The following is a 19465-nucleotide window of genomic DNA, read 5'->3' on the forward strand; positions in this document are numbered from 1 at the left end:
TACTCGCCCCGTAGGGATTTCCGGTACGGCCTCGGTCACTCCGCCTGGAGGACGAGCAGCGCCAGGTCGTCCTCCGGCTGTCCGCCGCCGAACTCGTGGACGAGCCGTCTGATGCGTTCGGCGATCAGGTCGGCGCTCAGCCCCGAGCAGCCGGCCAGCGCCCGCGCGAGCCCGTCGCCGTCGTCGAACTGGGCGGAGCCGGAGCGCCGCTCGGTGACCCCGTCGGTCACGCACAGCAGGCTGGCGCCGGGCGCGAGCTCGACGGTCTCGCTGGTGTACGTCTCGTCCTCCACGACCCCGAGCAAAGTCTGCGGGCAGGCCGCGGTGCGGACCTCGCCGTCGGGGCCGAGGAGCAGCGGCAGCGGGTGCCCGGCGGAGGCAAGGGTACAGCGGACGCCGCCGCCGTCGAGGGGCGTGAGTTCGCCGTAGAGGAGGGAGAGGAAACGGGTCTGCGGGCCGTCGCCGGGCGGCATGGGCCGGCCGCCGGCGGCGACCAGGGCGCGGGCGGCGGCGTCGGCGACCTCGGTGGCGTCGTCGAGGAGGAGCTGGTTGAGCCGGTCCAGGACGTCGGCGACCCGGTACCCCTCGCGGGCGAGGAGCCGCAGCCAGGGCCGGGCGAGGCCGATGACGACGGCGGCCTCGGGGCCCTTGCCCTGGACGTCGCCCACGGCGAAGCACCAGCGGTCGTCACCGGCCGGGAAGAGGTCGTAGAAGTCGCCGCTGGGGCCGCCCTTGTCGCAGGGTTCGTAGACGAGCGCGCTGCGCACGCCCGGGATCTCCGCGACCGCGCCGGGCAGCAGCCCGCGCTGGAGGACGGCGCTGATGGTGGCCTGGCGGGCGTACTGGCGGGCCGCGCCGACGGCGAGGGCGACCCGGCGGCCGAAGTCCTCCATGAGGCCGGTGATCTCGTCGGGGATGCCGTCCGGACCGGACCGTCCGATGACGAGCGTGCCGAGCGGGCGGCCGCCCGCGATCAGCCGGTAGGCGAGCGCCGAGCCGACGGCGCCCTGCGGGCCGAGCGCCGCGCCGGGCCAGGGATACGGCTCGGGCCCGGACCGTAACCCGCCCTGCGCGCCCGGCGGGTCCTTCTCCAGCGCACGGCGCAGTTCCTCGATGCGGTTCTCGCTGCCGTGCCAGACCCGGGCCAGCCGCGGGCCGCCCGCACCGGCTTGGTCGCCCCAGCCGCCGCCGCGCCCGGTCGCCTCGTCCTCCAGCCACACCGCGCACCAGTCGGCCAGCCGCGGCACGATCAGCTGGCCGGTGAGCGCGGCCACCAGGTTCTCGTCGAGCTGCCCGGCGAGCAGTTCGGAGGCCTCGGCGAGGAAGGACAGCGCACCCCGGTTGAGCCAGTCCCGGTCGCGCTCGGGGCGATGCGAGCATCCTCCGCCCTCCGCTGCGGCCGAGGCCGCGTGCGGGGACGGGGCCACGTACGGGGACGGGGAGGGGGGCGGCTCGGGCGCGAGGATCTCGGCGACCTTCAGCTGCTGCTCGTCGGGGAGCGTGCCGCCGTGGCCGGTCAACCGCGCCCACACCGACTTCGCGCCGGTGCGGTACGTCACCCCCCAGGACTCCGCGAGCGAGGCGACCAGACGCAGCCCCCGCCCGAACTCCGGTATCTCGTACGGCGTCTCGCCCGGGTGGTCGCGCGGCGCGCGCGAGGGATGGTGGTCGGTGACCTCGACGACGAACGCCGTCTCCTCCCGCTCCTCCAGCCACCAGTCCACCTCGACGTCCGTCCCCGCGTGCACGACGGCGTTGGTGACGAGCTCGCTGACGACGACCATGGCGTCCTCGGCGACCCGCTGCTGTTCCGGGCAGAGGAGTCCGCAGGCGGTCCACTCGTCCAGGCAGGCACGCACCAGGGCACGGGCGGAAGCGGGCGCGAGGGGGCTTCCGGGCAGGGATGCGCGCCCCTGCGCACGCGGGCCCGCGGTGTCGTACACCGGTGCCGCGTCGTCCGCAGGCGCCTCACGGACCCGGGAGACGGTCTCCCGTTGCGTGGGTATGACCCCCATGTCCAGCTCCCCGAGCAGTTCGGACGAATACATCCCGATCGATGCGGACAGAGTGACAGACTGGCCGCGCCCATAAGCACGGAGTTACCGAAGTCGGCCGCCATGAGTGAGAACAGTGCTACGGGTGTGCTCGAAGACGGACAGAAACCGCAACGACTGCGAGCATCCGAACGGCGCCCTCCGCTCGCCGCGATGACCACCACCGGCGACGGCGGCTTCCCCGACGTCCCGGAGACGGGGATCGACGGGGGCGACGGAAACGACGCCGGTGCGCCACGGCCACCTGGACGAGCGGCTGTCGGCGAGCCCCTCGCAGGGCGCCTGGAGGTCCCGCGTCAACGGCGCGGCGATCTCACGGAGGACCGGTTGTCCGAAGAACTTCTCGACGTGGCAACGCCGAGAAAAGAAGTCAGGAAACTACGGCGGCTGCTGAGCAGAGCTGAGCAGTCCCGCTGAAAGGGCGCGGGGAACTGCGCGACAAGCCGCAAAGAACCCGCAGCCGCCGACAGTCCCCCGCAACCACCTACGCTTCGCGCGTCCCCGCGTACATCTCGTCGATGAGGTGCTTGTACTCCCGCTCCACAACCGGCCTCTTCAGCTTCAGACTCGGCGTGATCTCCCCGTGTTCCACATCGAGATCCCGGGGCAGCAGCCGGAACTTCTTGATGGTCTGCCACCGCTGCAGCCCCTCGTTGAGCTGCTTGACGTACCCGTCGACCATCTCGACGGTCGCCGGCGCGGCCACCACCTCGGCGTAGGACTTGCCGTCCAGGCCGTTCTCCTTGGCCCATTCCAGGATCGCGGGCTCGTCGAGGGCGATCAGCGCGGTGCAGAAGTTCCGGTCGGCGCCGTGCACGAGGATGTTGGAGACGTAGGGACAGACCGCCTTGAACTGTCCCTCGACCTCGGCGGGCGCGATGTACTTGCCGCCGGACGTTTTGATGAGGTCCTTCTTGCGGTCGGTGATCCGCAGATAGCCGTCGGGAGACAGCTCGCCGATGTCACCGGTGTGGAACCAGCCGTCGGCCTCCAGGACCTCCGCCGTCTTCTCGGGCAGCCCGTGGTAGCCCTGCATGATGCCGGGGCCGCGGAGCAGGATCTCCCCGTCGTCGGCGATCCGCACCTCGCAGCCGGGCAGCGGCTTGCCGACCGTACCGGTGCGGTAGGCCTCGCCGGGGTTCACGAAGGACGCGGCGGAGGACTCGGTGAGGCCGTAACCCTCCAGGATGTGCACGCCGGCACCGGCGAAGAAGTAGCCGATCTCGGGCGCCAGCGCGGCCGACCCGGAGACACAGGCCCGCAGCCGTCCGCCGAACGCCTCGCGCAGCTTGGAGTAGACGAGGCCGTCGGCGACCTTGTGCTTGGCGGCGAGCCCGAAGGGCGCGGTCGCGGCGCCGGTGCGCCGGAAGTTGTCCTGCGTGACCTTGGCGTACTCGCGGGCGACGTCGGCCGCCCACTGGAAGATCTTGTACTTGGCGGCGCCGCCCGCGCGGGCCTTCGCGGCTACGCCGTTGTAGACCTTCTCGAAGATGCGCGGCACGGCGGCCATGTACGTCGGCTGCACGACCGGCAGATTCTCGATGATCTTGTCGACGCGGCCGTCGACGGCGGTGACGTGACCGACCTCGATCTGTCCGGAGGTGAGCACCTTGCCGAAGACATGGGCGAGCGGCAGCCACAGGTACTGCACGTCCTCGCTGCTGATCAGCCCGGTCGCGGCGATCGCCTTCGCCATGTACGACCAGTTGTCCTGCGGCAGCCGTACGCCCTTGGGGCGGCCGGTGGTGCCGGAGGTGTAGATGAGGGTGGCGAGCTGGTCCTTGGTGATCGCGCCGACCCGCTCCTTGATCAGCTCGGGGTGCTTCTCCAGGTACTTGGCGCCGCGCTGCTCCAGCTCGGCGAGGGTGACGACCCAGTCGCTCGTCTCCACGCCGGCGGGGTCGATGACGACCACCTGGATGAGCTCGGGCAGCTCGGCGCGCTTCTCCACGGCCTTGGCGAGCTGGGCCGCGTCCTCCGCGATCAGCACCCGGCTCTCGGAGTCGGAGAGGATGAACGCCGACTCCTCGGCGTTGGTCTGCGGGTAGACGGTCGTGGTGGCCGCGCCCGCGCACAGGATGCCGAGGTCGGCGAGGATCCACTCGACGCGCGTGGAGGCGGCGAGGGCGACCCGCTGTTCGGGCTGGATGCCGAGTTCGATGAGGCCGGCCGCGATCGCGTAGACCCGCTCGGCGGACTGCGCCCAGCTGAGCGACTTCCAGTCGTCCGGACCCTGACCGGAGGCCGCGGGCACCGGGTAACGGTATGCCTCGGCGTCCGGTGTGGCCGCCACGCGATCCAGGAAGAGGGCCGCCACGGACGGCGGTCGGTTCTCGATCAGTGTCTGTGTGTCGGTCACGACATCCTCCGGGGCCCGCGACGGTGCGGCTGGCTCAGTGCGGCTGGGGTTTACTCACGGTGGGGTTCGCGCTGGTTGTTTAACTCGCGAGTAACTAGCGAGCAGGGATCAGAGTAAGCCGCGACCGGCCTGTACGTAAGGGGCATCGGCCTGTCTGTTTCGCCGCATGGTCCACGCAGAGCGACGCTACGCACGCGTAGGGGTCCGCCACACTTTCGCACGGCGAACCCCTGTTGTACCCGATTTACGGCCGCGACCGATCGTTACCCGCGGTTACTTCTTGCTCTTGGCCGATCCCGCGCTGTCATCACTGGAGAGCACCGCGATGAAGGCCTCCTGCGGAACCTCCACGGAACCCACCATCTTCATCCGCTTCTTGCCTTCCTTCTGCTTCTCCAGCAGCTTGCGCTTACGGGAGATGTCACCGCCGTAGCACTTGGCGAGGACGTCCTTGCGGATGGCGCGGATGGTCTCGCGGGCGATCACCCGGGAGCCGATGGCGGCCTGGATGGGCACCTCGAAGGCCTGCCGCGGAATGAGCTCGCGCAGCTTGGCGACGAGCCGCACGCCGTACGCGTAGGCCGCGTCCTTGTGCGTGATCGCCGAGAACGCGTCGACCTTGTCGCCGTGCAGCAGGATGTCGACCTTGACCAGGCTGGAGGTCTGCTCACCGGTGGGCTCGTAGTCCAGCGAGGCGTAGCCGCGGGTCTTCGACTTCAGCTGGTCGAAGAAGTCGAAGACGATCTCCGCGAGGGGGAGCGTGTACCGGATCTCGACCCGGTCCTCGGACAGGTAGTCCATGCCGAGCAGGGTGCCGCGCCGGGTCTGGCACAGTTCCATGATCGAGCCGATGAACTCGGTCGGCGCGAGGATCGTGGCCCGTACGACGGGCTCGTACACCTCGTTGATCTTCCCCTCGGGGAACTCGCTCGGGTTGGTGACCGTGTACTCGGTCCGGTCCTCCATGACCACGCGGTAGACGACGTTCGGCGCGGTGGCGATGAGGTCGAGCCCGAACTCGCGCTCCAGCCGCTCCCGGATCACGTCCAGGTGCAGCAGGCCGAGGAAGCCGACCCGGAAGCCGAAGCCGAGCGCGGCGGAGGTCTCCGGCTCGTAGACGAGCGCGGCGTCGTTGAGCTGAAGCTTGTCGAGGGCCTCGCGCAGCTCGGGGTAGTCGGAGCCGTCCAGCGGATACAGGCCGGAGAAGACCATCGGCTTCGGGTCCTTGTAGCCGCCCAGGGCCTCGGTGGCGCCCTTGCTCTGGCTGGTGACCGTGTCACCGACCTTGGACTGCCGGACGTCCTTCACACCCGTGATCAGATAACCCACCTCGCCGACGCCGAGTCCGTCGGCGGACAGCATCTCCGGCGAGTTGGTGCCGATCTCCAGCAGTTCGTGGGTGGCGCCGGTCGACATCATCTTGATCCGCTCACGCTTGTTGAGCTGACCGTCGATGACACGGACATAGGTCACGACACCGCGGTAGGAGTCGTAGACCGAGTCGAAGATCATGGCGCGGGCGGGCGCGTCGGCGACACCGACCGGCGCCGGGATCTCCTTGACGACCTTGTTGAGCAGTGCGTCGACGCCGACGCCGGTCTTGGCGGAGACCCGCAGCACGTCGTACGGGTCGCAGCCGACCAGGTTCGCCAGTTCCTCGGCGAACTTCTCCGGCTGCGCGGCCGGCAGGTCGATCTTGTTGAGCACGGGGATGATCGTGAGGTCGTTCTCCATCGCCAGGTAGAGGTTGGCGAGGGTCTGCGCCTCGATGCCCTGGGCGGCGTCGACGAGGAGGATGGTCCCCTCGCAGGCCGCCAGCGACCGCGAGACCTCGTAGGTGAAGTCGACGTGCCCCGGGGTGTCGATCATGTTGAGGATGTGCGTGCTGCCCTGGTCCGGGCCCTCGGTGGGGGCCCAGGGCAGACGCACCGCCTGGGACTTGATCGTGATGCCGCGCTCGCGCTCGATGTCCATCCGGTCGAGGTACTGAGCACGCATCTGCCGCTGCTCGACCACACCGGTCAGCTGGAGCATCCGGTCGGCGAGCGTGGACTTGCCGTGGTCGATGTGCGCGATGATGCAGAAATTGCGGATCAGAGCCGGGGCGGTACGGCTCGGCTCGGGCACATTGTTAGGGGTCGCGGGCACGCAGGGTCCTGTCTCTTGAGGCGCCTTATGCCTCGGGTCGGATCGATACGTAGTCTCCATGGTCCCATGGCGGGGGACCGGGGACCGGTTTGGGCCATTGTCCGGCTCGCTGGTAACGTGGGCGGCTGTGCCTCATGCCCTCTCAGCGCGAGGCACCACTTCAAGAAATCATCGGTACGGGACCTTCACGGCCCCGCACCAGAACCTGAAAAGGCTCATTCGTGGCGAACATCAAGTCCCAGATCAAGCGGATCAAGACCAACGAGAAGGCTCGGCTGCGCAACAAGGCCGTCAAGTCCTCCCTGAAGACCGCGGTCCGCAAGGCTCGTGAGGCTGCTGCCGCGGGTGACGTCGAGAAGGCCACCGAGCTGCAGCGCGCTGCCGCGCGTGCGCTCGACAAGGCCGTCTCGAAGGGCGTCATCCACAAGAACCAGGCCGCCAACAAGAAGTCGGCGCTTGCTTCCAAGGTCGCTTCCCTCAAGGGCTGACATTTGATTTGACGCCGGAAGGACCCGGGCGGGCCCTCTCTCATCCGCCCCCGACCGGCACCCGAGGATCGACGCGCGGCCTGCGTTCGCCACGCGGGCGTCGATCGACAGCCTGAACCGAAGGCCCCGGCAGCTCGCCCTTCCCCAGGGCGGACGCCGGGGCCTTCGGCATGCCCGGGCACACCTTCCCCGCCCGTTGCGCCCGCTCTCCGCCTGTTGACCCCGCCCCCGGCGTATGGGCGCAGCCCTCACGCTTATTGACCTCGCCCCCGTGGCGCAGCCCTCCGCCTATTGACCTCGCCCCCGTGACCGCGCCGCCCGCGCGATCGTCACCACGGCCTTCTCCAGGGCGTACTCGGGATCGTCCCCGCCGCCCTTCACACCCGCGTCCGCCTCGGCGACCGCCCGCAGCGCCACCGCGACCCCGTCCGGCGTCCACCCCCGCATCTGCTGCCGCACCCGGTCGATCTTCCACGGCGGCATCCCGAGCTCCCGCGCGAGATCGGCGGGCCGCCCGCCCCGCGCCCCCGCCAGCTTCCCGATCGCGCGTACGCCCTGCGCGAGCGCGCTCGTGATCAGCACCGGGGCGACCCCGGTCGCCAGCGACCAGCGCAGCGCCTCCAGCGCCTCCGCGGTACGCCCCTCCACGGCCCGGTCGGCCACCGTGAAGCTCGACGCCTCGGCCCGCCCGGTGTAGTACCGCCCGACGACGGCCTCGTCGATGGTGCCCTCGACGTCCGCGGCGAGCTGGGTCACGGCCGACGCCAGCTCGCGCAGATCGCTGCCGATGGCGTCGACGAGCGCCTGACAGGCCTCGGGTGTGGCGGACCGCCCGAGCACCCGGAACTCGCTTTTCACGAACGCGAGCCGGTCCGCCGGTTTGGTCATCTTCGGGCAGGCGATCTCCCGCGCCCCCGTCTTGCGCGCCGCGTCCAGCAGGCCCTTGCCCTTGACGCCGCCCGCGTGCAGCAGCACGAGGGTGATCTCCTCGGCGGGCGCCCCGAGGTACGCCTTCACGTCCTTGATCGTGTCGGCGGACAGGTCCTGCGCGTTGCGCACGACCACGACCTTGCGCTCCGCGAAGAGCGACGGGCTGGTCAGCTCGGCGAGCGTGCCGGGCTGCAACTGGTCGGGGCTCAGGTCCCGCACGTCCGTGTCGGCGTCGGCGGCCCGGGCAGCGGCGACCACCTGCTGCACGGCACGGTCGAGCAGCAGCTCCTCCTGCCCCACGGCCAGTGTCACCGGAGCAAGCGCATCGTCATCAGCAGTCTTCTTGGCCATCGCGCCAAGCATCCCACGGCCCACTGACAACAGGGCCGGCCGCGCGCTCCCCTCCCCGGGCCGCGCGCGCTGCTACGGCTCCTCCCGCCACCCGTCCCACTCCCCCGCGAACTCGTCCAGCTCCGCCGGGTCCAGCCGTCCCTGCTCGTCCCTCAGCAGCACCAGCCACTGCGCGTCCTCCGCGTCGTCCTCCCCCGCCAGGGCGTCCCGCACCAGCCGCGGCTCCTCGACGACGCCGAACCGCTCCCCGAGCGCCTCCGAGGCCTCCTCGGCCGCGTCCCGGTCGGGCAGCACCAGCACGTGTCTCACATCGCTCACGGCCCTATTCTCGGACACCGCTCTCGGGCACCGCCGACCGCGGGGAGCCGCAGGGAGCCGGAGGGCGTGGGAGGGAAGGGGAGCGAGCGGTCGCGGCCCGCTCAGCCCTTCGGGACGATCTGCACGTCCAGGTCGACGCGGATGCTCGGCCCGACCACCGCGATCCCGCGCGCCAGCATGGTCTGCCAGCTCACGGTGAAGTCGTCGCGGTGGAGTTCGGTGGTGGCCCGGCAGGCGGCGCGCACCTCGCCCTCCATGCCGTTGCCGAGCCCGAGGTACTCCGTGTCGAGGGTGACCGTACGCGTCACCCCGTGCAGGGACAGCGCCCCGGTGACGGCCCACCTCGTGCCGCCCTTGTGCACGAACCGGTCGCTGTAGAACTCCAGCGTCGGAAACCGCTGCACGTCCAGGAAGTCCGCCGACCGCAGATGGTCGTCGCGCATCCGGACGCCCGTGTCGATGGTCGCGGCGTCGATCACGACGTGCATGGCGGACCCCTCCACCCGCTCGCCGATCCGTACCGCGCCCGCGAACGAGTTGAACCGCCCGTGGATCCGGGCCAGTCCGATGTGGCGGGCGGTGAAGCCGATCGAGGAATGCGTCGGCTCGATCTCCCAGTCCCCCGGCGCGGGCAGGTCCGGCGGCGGGGCGACCTGGAGGGTCACGTCGCCGAGCGAGGCGAGGCAGTTCTCACCGACCTGCGCGGTGGCCCGGTACGGCGTGAACCCTTCGGCGGACACCGCCAGCCGGTACTCCCCGGCGGGCACGGTCGCCACGAACGACCCGTAGGGATCCGTACCCCCGCTGACGACCGTGCGCCCCATCGTGTCGCTGACCGCGAACTCGGCTTTCGTCACCGGTTCGTTGACCGGGTCGAGCACCCGGCAGCTCAGCACCCCGGCGTCGGGCGGAGTCTGCACCGCCGCGAGGGGGCTCGTCCGCTGCATCCGGTTCGTTCGGTTACCCATCAAGCGGCCGAACATCCTCGCCACCCCTGTACGCCTCGCCACCGTCCATTGCCGAAGAAACATTCGATCACTGATGCGGCTTTCGGGGCAACACGGGCCCACATCGCGGGAATCCGCCGCATGCGCCGGAACTGGGCACGAGTAGCACGCTACGCGCCAGTGGAAGCACGTTCTCCCACGGCACCCGAATTAGCCATTCCGGTTGACTTTCCCCGGATTTCGCACAGTGGGCACACAGGCCGGCTCGATCCCGAACCGCTCCCGGTAGACCCCGAGCACCTCGTCGTCGCGCTCCAACTCCCGTACCTCACGGGCCCCTCCGGCCGCCGTCTCCGTCAACGTCCGCCCGCTGAGCGTGATCCGCCCGCCGTCCTCGGTGATCCGGGAACAGACCAGCGACTGTGTGAAGTGCGACGACGGTGAGGTGCTGTGCCACCACGCCCCCGCCGTGAAGTCCCCGAGCACCCGGGGCCGGACCTCCAGCCGGTACTGCGGCTGCCCGTCGCGCAGCACGTCCAGGTCCCCGGCCGCCACCCGATCCGCGCCCAGTCCCTGCGCCCCCTCCCCTGCTCCTGCTCCCGCTCCCGCCGCGTCCGGCCCGGCCTCCGTGATCCGGAACGTCCCGCCGGGATCAGCCTGCTCACCCCGCTTGGCGAACGCCAGCGGGTAGTGGCCGTGCGCCCCGAACCCGACGTCGGCGAGCCACTCACCGCCGTCCACCGTCCGCACCCGCAGCGCGAGATGGTCGTACGGGATCCCGAGCCGTCCCTCCGCCCCGTACACCCGCCCCGCCAGCCGTGTCACCTCGAAACCGAGCTCGGTGAGCAACACCGAGAAGGCGCCGTTGAGTTCGTAGCAGAACCCGCCCCGGCCCGCGTCCACCACCTTGTCCAGCAGCCGCTTCTCCTCCAGCACGATCTCCTCACCGAGGTGGATCGACAGGTTCTCGAAGGGCACGGTGCGCAGATGCCGCAGGTGCAGCTCGCGCAGGGCCTCGGCGGTGGGCCGGTCCGGACGGGCGGCTCCGAGCCGACGGAGGTAGGCGTCGATCTGCGCGGGGTTCACCGAGTTCATGCCCTCAGTCTCGCGCCACGCTCAGCTCCCCCGCCTCCCCTCCCGCGCCGCCGCCGGTCACCGCGAGCGCCCCGTCCCGGTCGGTACGCAGCACCACCGCCCCCACGGCCCGCAGCTCGGCCACCGTGCCCGGCGCCGGATGCCCATAGGGGTTGTCCGCCCCGCACGAGATGAGCGCGACCCGTGGCGCCACCAGCCGCAACAGCTGCGGATCCTGATACGCGGACCCGTGATGGGCCACTTTCAGCACATCCACCCGGCCCAGCCCGGCGGCGGCCGGCGATCTCAGCAACTCCTGCTGGGCCGGCGGTTCGAGATCCCCGAGCAGCAGCATCCGCAGTCCGGCCGAACGGACCAGCAGGGCGACACTGGCGTCGTTCGGTCCGTCCGGTTCCGGTGCCGGGCCCGGAGGCGGCCACAGCACCCGCCAGTCCAGCGGCCCGGCCCTGCGCCGCTCCCCGGCGACCGCCCGCGTGATGGGGACATGATGCTCGGCGGCCTCTCTCCGGACGAACCCGGCCTGGTCCGCGGGTTCCTCGAACCCGGTCGTCTCGATCTGCGCCACCTCACGCCCGCGCAGCACCCCGGGCAGCCCCGCGACATGGTCGGCGTGGAAGTGGGTGAGGACGACGAGCGGGATCCGGGTGATGCCGAGTTCCCGCAGGCAGTGGTCGACCAGCGCCGGATCGGGCCCGGCGTCCACGACCACCGCGGTGCCCGCGCCCGCCGCGAGCACGGTCGCGTCGCCCTGCCCGACGTCGCACATCGCCAGCCGCCAGCCGGGCGGCGGCCAGCCCGTGATCACCCGGGTCAGCGGCGCCGGCCGCACCACCAGCAGCACGAGCAGCACCCCCAGCGCCCCGCACCACCACGGATGCCGCAGCAACCGGCGCCCCAGCAGTACGACGACCACCGTCACCCCGGCCAGCAGCAGCGCCCCCGCCCAGCTCCCGGGCCAGTCCACCCCCGCACCCGGGAGCCCGGCCCCGGCCCGGGCGATCCCCGCGATCCACCCGGCCGGCCAACCCGCGCACCACGCCAGCAGCCTGGCCACCGGCATCGCCACCGGAGCCGCCGCGAGCGCTCCGAACCCCAGGATCGTGGCCGGGGCGACCGCGATCTCCGCCAGCAGATTGCAGGGCACCGCCACCAGACTCACCCGCGCGGACAGCACCGCGACCACCGGCCCGCACACCGCCTGCGCCGCCGCGGCCGCCGCCAGCCCCTCGGCCAGCCGCTCCGGCACCCCGCGCCGCCGCAGCGCCTCGCTCCACCCGGGCGCCAGCATCAGCAGCGAACCGGTGGCCAGCACCGACAGCAGGAAGCCGTAACTGCGAGCCAGCCACGGGTCGTACAGCACCAGCAGCAGAACCGCCGTCGCCAGGGCCGGGATCAGGGACCTGCGGCGGCCGGTCGCCAGGGCGAGCAGGGCGACCGCTCCGCAGGCCGCGGCCCGCAGCACGCTGGGGTCGGGCCGGCACACGACGACGAAGGCGAGCGTGAGCGCCGACGCGAAGAGCGCCGTCGCCCGCAGCGACAGCCCGAGGCGTGGGGCCAGCCCCCGGCGCTCGGTCTGCTGGGCCAGTCCCGGCGGTCCGATGAGCAGGGCGAGCAGGATGGTGAGGTTGCTGCCCGACACCGCGAGGGTGTGCGCGAGGTCGGTCGCCTCGAACGCCTCGTCCAGGTCCGGGGTGATCCGTGAGGTGTCCCCGACGACCAGGCCGGGCAGCAGCGCCCGCGCGTCCTCGGGCAGCCCGTCGGTCGCCTCCCGCAACCCGGCCCGTAACCGCCCGGCCACGCGCTGCGGCCCGCTCGGCTCCCCCACCACCGCAGGCGCGGGACGCTCCCGTACCCGCAGCAGCGCCGCGACCCGGTCCCCGCCGGCCGTGGCCGGCACCAGCCGCCCGCTCACCCGCAGCCGCGTGGAGGGCAGCAGTCCCAGCCAGCGCGCCCGGCCGCCACCACCGGGTGCCGACACCCCCGTGTCCACGACCACCAGCACCGGTGAACGTGTCGTCACCGCCGTCCCGTCGCCCCTGTCCACCCGCCGCACCTCGCCGCGCATCAGCACGGCGGCCGCGGTGGCATGATCCCCCCGCACGCGTGGCCTCGCGGCCCAGGGGTCACCCGTGAGCTCCACCTCCGCGGTCACGGTGGCGTATGCGCGGGCCAGCCCGGGAACCGGTCCGCGACGCACGTCCGCCCCGTGCAGCCCCGCGGATGCCGCCGCCCCGGCGACGCAGAGGAGCAGCGCACCGGCCGAAGCCTGCCGCCAGCCAGGCCGGGCGGAGGCGACACCGGCGGTCGTCGCGCCCGGCCCGGGGCGCGTCCGGGCGAGCCGCAGCAGGATCACCCCGGCGACCAGGCAGGCGATCGCGGTCCCGGCCGTCCACCCCGGTGGCGCGTCCAGGGCCAGCGCCGCCGTCGCCCAGACGGCCAGCGCGGGCGGCACCAGCCGCAGATCGGCCCGCGCGCCCTGCCCGGCGTGCGCGGTCCCGAGCCGCTGCCCGGGGCCGGTGTGCCCGGCCCGGCGTACGGCCCCGGGTCCCGGGACGGCGTCGGCGGTCCCGCGCCTCATGGCCGTACCAGATCCCGCAGGTCGGAGTAGCGGCGGTCGCCGATGCCCTTGACCTGGCGGAGTTCGTCGACCGAGCGGAAACCGCCGTGCTGGGTGCGGAAGTCGACGATGTGCTGGGCCAGCACCGGGCCGACTCCGGGCAGGGCGTCGAGTTGCTCCACGGTCGCGGTGTTCAGGGAGACCGGGGCGGACGGGCCCGTCCCCGCCGCGGCACCACCCACGACCTGGCCCGGTGCGGCGGGCGGGGCGGGGCCCCCGACGACGATCTGTTCGCCGTCCGTCAGGAAGCGCGCCCGGTTGAGTCCGTCGGTGTCCGTGCCGGGCCGCACCCCGCCCGCCGCCCGCAGCGCGTCGGTCACCCGGGACCCGGCCGGCAGCGTGTGAACCCCCGGGTCACGGACCTTCCCGGTGACATCCACCACAATCTCCCCGCCGGGCCTGCCGGTTCCACCGAACCCCCCGGTCCCACCGGCCCCGCCCGTCCGGGCGGACGCGTCGGGCCCGGTGGCGGCACCGGCTCCGCCGAGCGCTCCTGCGGCCGGGGCCTGCTCCCCGCCCTTTTCGTACGGAGCCTCCGCGCGCACCACCTCCGGTGCGCTCACGGCCTCGGTCCGGCCCGCCCAGAAGTGCTGCACGGCCAGCGCCGCGGCCACGACGAGCACCACCCCGAGGGCGACCGCGCCCCGGCGTTCCAGTCCGCAGCGCGTCTGCAGCCACACCGGCATCCGCTCCCGTACGGCGAACCCGACCCGGGACCGCAGCCCCGGCAGCGCTGGCTCGCGCCGCGCCGTGGCCTCGCCCGCCAGCGCCCGGGCCGACGACATCACGGCCGCCGTCGCGGACAGTGCCGCCGCGGCGGTGCGCACTCCGGCCGTGGCCGTGCGCACCGCGGTCGTGGCCGCGTTCAGTCCGGTCGCCGCGCCGGTGCCGGACACCGTTTCCGCGGCGGGCGGTCCTTGCCCCGGCACCGGCCTGACGACGGCCCGTTCGCCGAAGAGGAGTTCCGCCCGGCGGCGCAGTTCGTCGGCCGGGGCGGGGCGGTGGCGGACACGGGTCCGGACCGGGGACCGCCGGTGCCGGGTGCGGCCGTCGGAGGTGGGGCCCCGGCCCGGGCCACTGGTCGCATGTGTCTCGTGTGAGCGTGATCGAAGTGCCATGCGACGAGGATCGGGCTTCCCGCCGATCCGCGACGATCTTGATCAGTTTCCGTGGACAGCGGCCGAGTTGTGGACAACTCCGCCACCCGCACGGGTGACGATGCCGAGGCTCGCACCCCCGGATCCACAGGTCACCGCAGCGAGACGACCGCCCCGAGCAGCCCGGGGCCGGTGTGCGCACCGATGACCGCACCGACCTCGCTCACATGCAGGTCGACGAGCCCGGGAACCCGCGCCCGCAGCCGGTCGGCGAGGGCCGCGGCACGGTCGGGGGCGGCGAGATGGTGCACGGCGATGTCCACCTCCGCGCCGCCCGCACGCTCGGCGGTGAGTTCCTCAAGGCGGGCGATGGCCCGGGACGCCGTCCGTACCTTCTCCAGGAGTTCGATCCGGCCGCCGTCCAGCTGGAGCAGGGGCTTGACCGCGAGCGCGGAGCCCAGCAGGGCCTGGGCGGTGCCGATGCGGCCGCCGCGACGCAGATAGTCGAGGGTGTCGACGTAGAAGTACGCGGAGGTGCCGGCGGCCCGCTTCTCCGCCGCCGTGACGGCTTCGTCGACGGTGCCGCCCGCCTCCGCGGCCTCGGCCGCCGCGAGCGCGCAGAAACCGAGGGCCATCGCGACCATCCCGGTGTCCACCACCCGCACGGGGACGGGTGCCTCGCGGGCGGCGACGACCGCCGCGTCGTAGGTGCCCGACAGTTCGGCCGACAGGTGGAGCGAGACGATGCCGGTGGCCCCGGACCCGGCCACCCTGCGGTAGGTCTCGGCGAACACCTCCGGACCTGGGCGGGACGTGGTGACGGGGCGCCGCTTCTGCAAAGCCTGGGCCAGGGAACGGGTCGAGATCTCGGTGCCCTCTTCGAGCGCCCGGTCGCCGAGGACCACGGTCAGCGGGACCGCGGTGATGCCGTGGCGCTCCACCGTCCGCGGCGGCAGGTAGGCCGTTGAATCGGTGACGATCGCGACATGGCAGGACATGAGCTGGAGGTTACCTGGCGTAGCCCGGACGCGGCAGCCCGCCCCCGGCCGCCCGGACCGGGACCGGCCGGGTCAAGTGGTGCTCTCCGGCCGGGGCTTCTTCTGCCAGGGATACACCCGAGGCCGGCCGGGCCGCGTGATCGCGGGCTGCGCCGGCTCCTCCGCCGCGGCGGACCGGGACTGCCCGGGCCAGGTCTGACGGTCGCCGGGGCCGGCGGCGGCCTCGGGCCACGGCGGGGTCTGCGCGGCCGGGTCCGGACGGGTCCAGTGCCGCAGCGCGTCCGCCTCGACGCCGATCTGGGTGCTCAAGGTGTCCAGATCGTCGTCGGCGAAGCGGCGGGCACGGTCGCGGGCCGCCCAGCGCAACGCGTCCGCGGACTCCGTGATGCGCTCGATACGACGGCGCAGCTCGGGCAGGCGCGTGACGAGCGTGGCCCGGTCGGGTTCGGACTCCAGGCGCCGGAGTTCGCCGTCCAGTTCGCGCCCGTGCGCGCTGAGGCGCTGGAAGAGGCCGAGGGACTCCTTCAGCGACTCGTCCTCGGCGACGCCCGCGTGCAACGCGTCCTGGGTCGCCCGCATCGAGGTCCGCAGAGTGAGCCGGAGCTGGGCGATATCGCCCGCCGGGCCGATCTGGACCATGGACTTGGCGCGCAGCGTGTGCTCCTCGACCGTGCGCCGGGCCTGGGTGATCGTACGGTCCACCCCGCGCTTGGCGGCGCCGACCGCCTTGAAGGTGACGTACGCCCCACCGGCGACGAAGAGCAGAAAGAGCACGGCGAATACGGCGATCACTGCTTCCACGGTGCTCCTCCTCGCTGCCCACCACCCCGGCCGTCTCGGGGCACGGCGTGGGTGGCCGTGCTCCTCAACCGTAAACGCAAAGGGCAGGCCCGGAGTTCCAGAAAAACCCCGAACCTGCCCGTAGGGGACCACCCGGAGGTGGTCGGCGGTGTCACGCCGTGACGATGTTCACCAGCTTCGGCGCGCGCACGATCACCTTGCGGATCCCGGCGCCGCCCAGCGCCTTCACGACCGTCTCGTCGGCCAGCGCCACCTTCTCCAGCTCCTCCTCGGAGATGGCCGGTGCCACCTCCAGGCGGGCCTTGACCTTGCCCTTGATCTGTACGACGCAGGTCACGGTCTCGTCGACGACGTAGTTCGGGTCGGCGACCGGGAAGTCCCGGTGCACGACCGAGCCGGTGTGGCCCAGCTTGCGCCACAGCTCCTCGGCGATGTGCGGGGCCAGCGGCGCGATCATCAGCACCAGCGGCTCGGCCACCGATCGCGACACCGCGCCGCCCGCCTTCGTCAGGTGGTTGTTCAGCTCGGTGACCTTGGCGATGGCGGTGTTGAAGCGCAGGCCCTCCAGGTCCTGGCGGACGCCGTCGATCGCCTTGTGCAGGGCGCGCAGCGTCTCGTCGTCCGCATCGGCGTCGGTGACGGTGACCTCGCCGGTGGCCTCGTCGACGATGTTGCGCCACAGCCGCTGCAGCAGCCGGAACTGGCCGACCACCGCGCGCGTGTCCCACGGCCGGGAGACGTCCAGCGGACCCATCGCCATCTCGTACAGGCGCAGCGTGTCGGCGCCGTACTCGGCGCAGATCTCGTCCGGAGTCACCGCGTTCTTCAGAGACTTGCCCATCTTGCCCAGCAGGCGGGTGACCTTCTCGCCCTGGTGGTAGTACTCGCCCCCCAGTTCCTCGACCTCGGCGGCCGGCACCGGGAAGCCGCGGCCGTCGCGGTAGACGTAGGCCTGGATCATGCCCTGGTTGAACAGCTTGTGGAACGGCTCGGCCGACGAGACGTGCCCCAGGTCGTACAGGACCTTCGACCAGAACCGGGCGTACAGCAGGTGCAGGACGGCGTGCTCGGCGCCGCCGACGTACAGGTCGACACCGCCGTGCGGCATGCCCTGGCGCGGACCCATCCAGTACTGCTCGATCTGCGGGTCGACCAGCTGCTCGCTGTTGTGCGGGTCCAGGTAGCGCAGCTCGTACCAGCAGGAACCGGCCCAGTTGGGCATGGTGTTGGTCTCGCGGCGGTACTTCTTCGGCCCGTCTCCCAGGTCCAGGGTCACGTTGACCCAGTCCTCGTTGCGCGACAGCGGCGTCTCGGGCTGGGTGTCGGCGTCCTCGGGGTCGAAGGTGCGCGGCGAGTAGTCCTCGACCTCCGGCAGCTCCAGCGGCAGCATCGACTCGGGCAGCGCGTGGGCGACGCCGTCCTCGTCGTAGACGATCGGGAAGGGCTCACCCCAGTAGCGCTGGCGGCTGAACAGCCAGTCGCGCAGCCGGAAGTTGACGGTGCCCTCGCCGATGCCCTTGCGGGCCAGCCACTCGGTGATGCGGGCCTTGGCCTCGGCGACCGGCAGGCCGTCCAGCTTGATGTCGTCGTGGGAGGAGTTGATGATCTTCGCGTCGTACGAGGCGAAGGCGTCCTCCCACGTCGACGTGTCGGTGCCGCGGCCGTCGGTCGGCTCGACGATGCAGACGATCGGCAGCTCGAAGGCGCGCGCGAACTCGAAGTCACGCTGGTCGCCGGCCGGTACGGCCATGATCGCGCCGGTGCCGTAGCCCATCAGCACGTAGTCCGCGATGAACACGGGAATCTTGTCGCCGTTGACCGGGTTGGTCGCGTACGCGCCCGTGAACACACCGGTCTTGTCCTTGGCCTCGGCCTGACGCTCCACGTCGGACTTGGCGCCGGCCTGCGCACGGTAGGCGGCGACGGCCTCGGCGGGGGTCGCGTGGCCGCCGGTCCACACGTCGTGGGTGGCCTCGGGCCAGGCCGCCGGGACGAACTGGTCGACCAGCGGATGCTCGGGCGCCAGCACCATGTAGGTCGCGCCGAACAGGGTGTCCGGGCGGGTGGTGAAGACGGTGATCTTCTCGCCGTCGATCGGGAAGTCGACGCGGGCGCCCTCGCTGCGGCCGATCCAGTTGCGCTGCTGCAGCTTGATGGCCTCGGGCCAGTCCAGCTCGTTCAGGTCGTCCAGCAGCCGGTCGGCGTAGGCGGTGATGCGCATGTTCCACTGGCGCAGCTTCGCCTTGAAGACGGGGAAGTTGCCGCGCTCGGAACGGCCGTCGGCGGTGACCTCCTCGTTGGCCAGCACGGTGCCCAGGCCGGGGCACCAGTTGACCGGCGCGTCCGAGGCGTAGGCCAGGCGGAACTCGCCCAGGACGTCGCCGCGCTCGGTGGCGGTCAGCTCGTTCCACGCGCGCGTGTGGCCCGGTACGGCACGCTCACCGGACTCGAACTGGGCGATCAGCTCGGAGATCGGGCGGGCCTTGTTCGCCTCGTCGTCGTACCAGGAGTTGAAGATCTGCAGGAAGATCCACTGGGTCCACTTGTAGTAGTCCGGGTCGATCGTGGCGAACGACCGGCGCTTGTCGTGGCCCAGGCCCAGCCCGCGCAGCTGGACCTTCATGTTCTCGATGTTGGCCTCGGTGGACACGCGGGGGTGCGTGCCGGTCTGCACGGCGTACTGCTCGGCGGGCAGGCCGAAGGCGTCGAAGCCCAGGGTGTGCAGGACGTTGTGGCCGGTCATCCGCTGGAAGCGGGCGAAGACGTCGGTGGCGATGTAACCCAGCGGGTGGCCGACGTGCAGGCCCGCACCGGACGGGTACGGGAACATGTCCATGATGAACTTCTTGGGCCTGGCGACCAGCTCGGGGTCGCCGGCCAGGTCGCCCGTGGGGTTGGGCGCCGCGTAGGTGCCGTCGGCGTCCCAGAAGTCCTGCCAGCGTGCCTCGATCCCGGCCGCCAGAGCGGCCGTGTAGCGGTGCGGCGCGGCCTCCGCCGACGTGGCGGCGGCAGCGGGGTTCGTCTCGCTCATGATCCTCAAAGCTCCATCGGTCGTCTCTGCCTGCGGCTGCGAACTTCTAGAAACGAAAAATCCCCTCGCACAGGAGGGGACGCCGCGCCGATGCCGACCAACCGTTTCGTCCGGCGGTCGGGACTGATCAGCGCGGCCCGCTAAGCAGAAGGCGTACGGCACGCATGGCGTCAGGGTACCGCAGCGCTTGAGCAACCTGCGACGCGCTTGCGTATCAATGGTTGACACGTG

13 protein-coding genes are annotated in these 19465 nt (G+C 71.9%); 1 reads left to right on the forward strand and 12 read right to left on the reverse strand.

Annotated features, from left to right (window positions below):
* Positions 1-35 precede the first annotated feature (35 nt).
* The 3 genes from OHB00_RS17645 to lepA all read right to left on the reverse strand — a co-directional run bounded on the left by OHB00_RS17645 (position 36) and on the right by lepA (position 6561).
* Positions 36-2015, reverse strand: coding sequence for a SpoIIE family protein phosphatase (locus tag OHB00_RS17645; protein ID WP_406435860.1), 1980 nt, complete (start codon positions 2013-2015; stop codon positions 36-38).
* 523 nt (positions 2016-2538) lie between these two features.
* Positions 2539-4413 (reverse strand): AMP-dependent synthetase/ligase, encoded by a 1875-nt coding sequence (locus tag OHB00_RS17650; RefSeq protein ID WP_406435861.1) that lies wholly within the window; start codon positions 4411-4413, stop codon positions 2539-2541.
* 273 nt (positions 4414-4686) lie between these two features.
* Positions 4687-6561 (reverse strand): translation elongation factor 4, encoded by a 1875-nt coding sequence (lepA, locus tag OHB00_RS17655; RefSeq protein ID WP_406435862.1) that lies wholly within the window; start codon positions 6559-6561, stop codon positions 4687-4689.
* A gap of 221 nt (positions 6562-6782) precedes the next feature.
* Between lepA and rpsT the strand changes: the two genes are divergently transcribed.
* Complete coding sequence (gene rpsT, locus OHB00_RS17660; protein ID WP_089106790.1) at positions 6783-7049, forward strand: 30S ribosomal protein S20; 267 nt, start codon at positions 6783-6785, stop codon at positions 7047-7049.
* Positions 7050-7337: 288 nt separating this feature from the next.
* Here the strand turns inward: rpsT and holA are convergent, their stop codons facing one another.
* From holA to leuS, 9 genes are all read right to left on the reverse strand, one after another.
* The gene (gene holA, locus OHB00_RS17665; RefSeq protein WP_406435863.1) at positions 7338-8330 is read right to left on the reverse strand and encodes a DNA polymerase III subunit delta; all 993 of its coding nucleotides are present in this window, start codon (positions 8328-8330) and stop codon (positions 7338-7340) included.
* 72 nt (positions 8331-8402) lie between these two features.
* Positions 8403-8648, reverse strand: coding sequence for a hypothetical protein (locus tag OHB00_RS17670; RefSeq protein ID WP_406435864.1), 246 nt, complete (start codon positions 8646-8648; stop codon positions 8403-8405).
* A gap of 101 nt (positions 8649-8749) precedes the next feature.
* Complete coding sequence (locus tag OHB00_RS17675) at positions 8750-9631, reverse strand: YceI family protein (RefSeq protein WP_406435865.1); 882 nt, start codon at positions 9629-9631, stop codon at positions 8750-8752.
* 174 nt (positions 9632-9805) lie between these two features.
* Positions 9806-10681, reverse strand: coding sequence for an arylamine N-acetyltransferase (locus OHB00_RS17680; protein ID WP_406445828.1), 876 nt, complete (start codon positions 10679-10681; stop codon positions 9806-9808).
* 13 nt (positions 10682-10694) lie between these two features.
* Entirely contained in the window at positions 10695-13268 is a 2574-nt protein-coding gene (locus OHB00_RS17685) for a ComEC/Rec2 family competence protein (RefSeq protein ID WP_406435866.1), read from the reverse strand.
* Complete coding sequence (locus OHB00_RS17690; RefSeq protein WP_406435867.1) at positions 13265-14425, reverse strand: helix-hairpin-helix domain-containing protein; 1161 nt, start codon at positions 14423-14425, stop codon at positions 13265-13267. The genes OHB00_RS17685 and OHB00_RS17690 overlap by 4 nt, the downstream gene beginning before the upstream one ends.
* 131 nt (positions 14426-14556) lie before the next feature.
* Positions 14557-15402, reverse strand: coding sequence for a DegV family protein (locus OHB00_RS17695; RefSeq protein ID WP_406435868.1), 846 nt, complete (start codon positions 15400-15402; stop codon positions 14557-14559).
* Positions 15403-15474: 72 nt separating this feature from the next.
* The gene (locus OHB00_RS17700; protein WP_406435869.1) at positions 15475-16203 is read right to left on the reverse strand and encodes a hypothetical protein; all 729 of its coding nucleotides are present in this window, start codon (positions 16201-16203) and stop codon (positions 15475-15477) included.
* Between the two features lie 151 nt (positions 16204-16354).
* Positions 16355-19234: a leucine--tRNA ligase gene (leuS, locus tag OHB00_RS17705; RefSeq protein WP_406435870.1), complete on the reverse strand. Its 2880-nt coding sequence runs from the start codon at positions 19232-19234 to the stop codon at positions 16355-16357.
* Positions 19235-19465 lie beyond the last annotated feature (231 nt).

It is taken from the genome of Streptomyces sp. NBC_00631 (genome assembly GCF_045206895.1).
GTDB lineage: Bacteria > Actinomycetota > Actinomycetes > Streptomycetales > Streptomycetaceae > Streptomyces.

Coding starts and splice junctions, on each gene's coding strand:
- OHB00_RS17675 (WP_406435865.1), bottom strand. CDS start 9,631: ATGTTCGGCCGCTTGATGGGTAACCGAACGAACCGGATGCAGCGGACG.
- OHB00_RS17645 (WP_406435860.1), bottom strand. CDS start 2,015: ATGGGGGTCATACCCACGCAACGGGAGACCGTCTCCCGGGTCCGTGAG.
- OHB00_RS17695 (WP_406435868.1), bottom strand. CDS start 15,402: ATGTCCTGCCATGTCGCGATCGTCACCGATTCAACGGCCTACCTGCCG.
- OHB00_RS17690 (WP_406435867.1), bottom strand. CDS start 14,425: ATGGCACTTCGATCACGCTCACACGAGACACATGCGACCAGTGGCCCG.
- leuS (WP_406435870.1), bottom strand. CDS start 19,234: ATGAGCGAGACGAACCCCGCTGCCGCCGCCACGTCGGCGGAGGCCGCG.
- holA (WP_406435863.1), bottom strand. CDS start 8,330: ATGGCCAAGAAGACTGCTGATGACGATGCGCTTGCTCCGGTGACACTG.
- OHB00_RS17685 (WP_406435866.1), bottom strand. CDS start 13,268: ATGAGGCGCGGGACCGCCGACGCCGTCCCGGGACCCGGGGCCGTACGC.